The 3,485-nt window shown below is 68.4% G+C and carries 3 protein-coding genes; 1 reads left to right on the forward strand and 2 read right to left on the reverse strand.

What is annotated here, in order from left to right:
* A partial coding sequence (locus VAE46_RS02720) for an NAD(P)/FAD-dependent oxidoreductase (RefSeq protein ID WP_322795375.1) occupies nucleotides 1-1,628 on the forward strand: 1,628 nt, incomplete at its 5' end.
* A gap of 75 nt (nucleotides 1,629-1,703) precedes the next feature.
* Here VAE46_RS02720 and VAE46_RS02725 read toward each other — a convergent pair.
* Entirely contained in the window at nucleotides 1,704-2,888 is a 1,185-nt protein-coding gene (locus tag VAE46_RS02725) for a thiolase family protein (RefSeq protein WP_322795376.1), read from the reverse strand.
* Between the two features lie 97 nt (nucleotides 2,889-2,985).
* Nucleotides 2,986-3,485 (reverse strand): hypothetical protein (locus tag VAE46_RS02730; RefSeq protein WP_322795377.1); only part of this gene is annotated, 500 nt, incomplete at its 5' end.

Genomic DNA, 3,485 nt, shown 5'->3' on the forward strand with positions numbered 1-3,485 from the left:
CATCACCCGCCCCTGGAACCTCGTTCGACGCCATCATCGTCGGCGCGGGCTTCGCCGGCCTCTACCAGCTCCTCCGCCTGCGGCGCGCCGGCTTCTCCGCGCGCGTCATCGAAGCCGGCGACGGCGTCGGCGGCACCTGGTACTGGAACCGCTACCCCGGCGCCCGCTGCGACATCGAATCCCTCCAGTACCAGTACGGCTTCGACCCCGACCTCGCCCGCGAATGGCGCTGGACCGAGCGCTACGCCACCCAGCCCGAAATCCTCCGCTACATCGAATTCGTCGCCGACCGCTACGACCTCAAGCGCGATATCCAGTTCTCCACTCGCGTCACCGCCGCCCATTACGACGATGCCGCCAACCGCTGGAACGTCTTCACCGACCGCGGCGACCGCTACGCCTGCCGCTTCCTCGTCATGGCCACCGGCTGCCTCTCCGTGCCCAAGATGCCCGAGTATCCCGGCCTCGAAAGCTACCAGGGCGAGTCCTACCACACCGGCGCCTGGCCCCACGAAGGCGTCGATTTCACCGGCAAGCGCGTCGCCGTCATCGGCACCGGCTCCTCCGCCATCCAGTCCATCCCCCTCATCGCGCGCCAGGCCGAGCACCTCACCGTCTTCCAGCGCACCCCCAATTTCAGCGTACCCGCGCAGAACACGCTCATCGATGAGGCGGCCAACGCTGCCGTCGCCGCCGAAATCCAGCGCCTCCGCGCCGAAGCCCGCCAAACATCGGCCGGCATCCTCGGCCTCCCCCTCAACGACACCTCCGCCCTCGCCGTCAGCGAAGAGGAGCGCCGCGCCGAATACGAGCGCCGCTGGCAGGCCGGCGGCTTCGCCATCGGCGGCGCCTTCAACGACCTCGTCATCAGCCTCGAAGCCAACGAAACCGCCGCCGAGTTCGTCCGCTCCAAGATCCGCGAAATCGTGAAGGACCCGCGCACCGCCGACCTCCTCTGCCCGCGCGAGTACCCCTTCGGCACCAAGCGCCTCTGTGTCGATATCGCCTACTACGAAACCTTCAACCGCCCCAACGTCCGCCTCGTCTCCCTCAAGGAGACCCCCATCGTCGAAATCACCCCGCAGGGCCTCCGCACCACCGAAGAGGAGTTCACCTTCGACGCCATCGTCTTCGCCACCGGCTTCGATGCCATGACCGGCGCCCTCCTCCGCATCGACATCCGCGGCCGCAACGGCCTCGAACTCCGCAAGAAGTGGGAGCACGGCCCGCGCAGCTACCTCGGCATCCAGGTCGCCGGCTTCCCCAACATGTTCACCATCACCGGGCCCGGCAGCCCCTCCGTGCTCTCGAACATGATCGTCTCCATCGAGCAGCACGTGGACTGGGTCACCGATTGCCTCGAGTACCTCCGCGAGCGCGACATCGCCGCCATCGAACCCTCCGTGCAGGCCGAGGACGCCTGGGTCGACCACGTCAACGAGGTCGCCAACCTCACCCTCTACCCAATGGCGAATTCCTGGTACATCGGAGCCAACGTCCCCGGCAAGCCGCGCGTCTTCATGCCCTACATCGGGGGCGTCGGCGTCTACGCCCAGAAGTGCGCCGAGGTAGCCGCCAACGGCTACGAAGGCTTCATCCTCCAGCCCGAGGCGGCGCCCGCCCGCTGAGCGCCAAAACGGCACGCACACACAACGGGGCGGCCCCGCAGGGCCGCCCCGTCCCGTTGTTGCGCTGCGGCGCGATTAGTCGAGCCGCTCGATCACGGTGGCGGTGCCGATGCCGCCGCCCACGCACATCGTGATCAGGCCGTAGCGGCCGCCCGTGCGCTCCAGCTCGTTCACCAGCGTCGCGAACAGGCGCGCGCCGGTGCAGCCCGTCGGGTGCCCGAGCGCAATCGCGCCGCCGTTCACGTTCACCTTCGACATGTCCGGGTTCAGCTCGCGCTTCCACGCCAGGACCACGCTCGCGAACGCCTCATTGATCTCGAACAGGTCGATATCGCGCATCGTCAGCCCGGCCCGCTGCAGCGCCAGCGGCGTCGCCGTGATCGGGCCGGTCAGCATCAGCTCGGGGTCCGAGCCAACCACCGCCTGCGAGACGATCCGCGCACGGGGCTTCCAGCCCATCTCCTTCGCCTTCTCCGGGTGCGTCAGCAGCACCGCCGCCGAGCCGTCCGTAATCTGGCTCGAGTTGCCTGCATGGTGGACGCCGTTCTCCTTGAAGCTCGGCTTCAGCGTCGCGAGCACCTCCACCGTCGTCCCCGGCCGGATGCCCTCGTCGAAGTCGATGATGGCATCCTCCCAGTCCTCGGTGCCGTCCTCCTTCTTGATCTTCTTCTTGCCCGGCACCGGGATCATCTCGTTCTTGAAGCGGCCCTCCTTCTGCGCCCGCGCGGCCTTCTCCTGGCTCTCGACCGCGAACTCATCCGCCTCCTCGCGGGTGATGCCCCACTTCTCCGCGATTCGCTCGGCCGCGATGCCCTGGCTGCTCAGGTCGTACTGCTCGCGCATCGCCTGGGTGAACGGGTAGCCCAGCCCCTGGCCGATGTTCGCGCCCAGCGGGATCTGCGACATCCACTCCGTGCCGCCGGCCACTACCACATCGTGCACCCCCGAGGCAATCTGGTTCGCCGCAAAGTGCACCGCCTGCTGGCTCGAGCTGCACTGCCGGTCCAGCGTCACGCCCGGGATCGTGTACGGCCAGCGGGCCGTCAGCACGATGTTCCGGGCGAGGTTGGTCGACTGCGCCCCAACCTCCGAAACGCACCCGTAAATCACGTCATCGACGATCGCCGGGTCCATCCCGTTCCGCTCGGCCAGCGCCTGCAGCAGCAGCGCCGAGGTCTCGACCGGGTGGTTCTTGCTCAGCACGCCGCCGCGGCGGCCCAGCGGCGTCCGCACCGCATCGACAATCACAACTTCACGCATCGAACAACCTTCCCTTTCCAGTTCCTTCGTACGCAGAGATCCCGCCCCGGCAGGGGCGCGTTCGCTTTGCCAGTGTAGGTCCAGCGACGCCCCGCCGCTACCGGCCCCCGCCGGGCGGCGCCGCGAACCGGATCGCCCCCGGCACCATCTCGATGCGCGCGGGCAGGTAGCCCCCGGCCTCCCCGTCCAGATCGAGCCGGGTCGGCTTCGGCGAAGAGAGCTCCACTACCTTGGCCGGGTGCCGGTCGATCCCCTCCATCTCCAGGTGCACCCCGCCCTTGCGCTGCCCATCGACCGCCTTGAGGACCGCCCGCCGGCCGAGATCACCCCAGCGAATCACGTCGAACAGCCCGTCATCCGGTGCCGCGCCGGGAGCCGCCACCAGGTCGCCGCCCCACAGCTCCATGTTGTGCACGCTCACCGAGTTGTACCGCCCATCGAACTCCTGCCCGTCGATGCGAAGCGTGAACGCCCGCGACATCGGTCCCAGCATCTTCACCCCGGTCATCACCAGGTACGGCGCCGTATCGCCCAGCCGCTTCAGCCAACGCGGCGTCGATTGCGAAATCTCCGGCACCCAGCCCGCCGAGCACTCCA

The sequence above is a fragment of the Tepidiforma sp. genome, assembly GCF_034433535.1.
Taxonomy (GTDB): domain Bacteria; phylum Chloroflexota; class Dehalococcoidia; order Tepidiformales; family Tepidiformaceae; genus Tepidiforma.